General features: G+C 41.7%; 1 protein-coding gene. It reads right to left on the bottom strand.

Features of this window, described 5'->3' with window-relative positions:
• The coding region (locus tag ACXAFS_RS15265; RefSeq protein ID WP_475308041.1) for an HYR-like domain-containing protein at nucleotides 1-1,058 on the bottom strand (1,058 nt) is incomplete at both ends.

Genomic DNA, 1,058 nt, shown 5'->3' with positions numbered 1-1,058 from the left:
CGCGTTAACGTATATTCATTATCACAAGTACCAGCCGTAGTAGCTTCATCAAAAGTTACCGTAGCATCACCACAGTTGTCATTAGCAGTTAAGGTATCAGCTGTAGGAACAGCATCACACTCAACAGCTACATCAGCAGGCAGCGTTTCGTTTAATGTTGGTGCCGTAGTATCCTGAACTGTTATGGTTTGTGTATGAACAGTTTCATTACCACAAGCATCAGAAGCTGTCCAAGTACGTGTTAATGTATATTCATTATCACAAGTGCCAGCAGTAGTAGCTTCATCAAAAGTTACCGTAGCATCACCACAGTTGTCATTAGCAGTTAAGGTATCAGCTATAGGAACAGCATCACACTCAACAGTTACATCAGAAGGAAGTGCTTCGTTAAACGTTGGTGGAGTAGTATCGACCACAGTGATCGTTTGGTCAGCAGATACTGAATTACCACACTCATCAGTTACGGTCCACGTACGAACAATAGTTTTCGTATTACCACAAGCTGCAGTTTCCACATCTGACTCAGTAATAGTAACTGTACCACAAGTATCAGCACCAGTAGCAACACCAGTATTAGCAGAAGACTCATCTTCAGTACACTCTATAGTGACATCAGCAGGAACATTGATTGTAGGATCCGTAGTATCAACCACTGTAATTGTTTGATCAGCAGATACGCTATTACCACACTCATCAGTTACAGTCCAAGTTCTAACAATAGTTTTCGTATTACCACAAGCGGCAGTTTCAACATCCGACTCAGTAATGGTAACTGTACCACAAGTATCTGCACCAGTAGCAACACCAGTATTAGCAGAAGACTCATCTTCAGTACATTCAATTGTAATATCCGCAGGAACGTTGATTGTAGGATCAGTAGTATCGACCACTGTAATAGTTTGGTCAGCAGAAACGCTGTTACCACACTCATCCGTTACGGTCCAAGTTCTAACAATAGTTTTCGTATTACCACAAGCTGCAGTCTCTACGTCTGATTCAGTAATAGTAACTGTACCACAAGTATCAGCACCAGTAGCAACACCAGTATTAGCAGAAGA

This window comes from Winogradskyella sp. ABM4_392 (assembly GCF_056160445.1).
The sequence above is the reverse complement of the archived record's forward strand: the minus strand, read 5'-3'. Positions and strand labels throughout refer to the sequence as shown.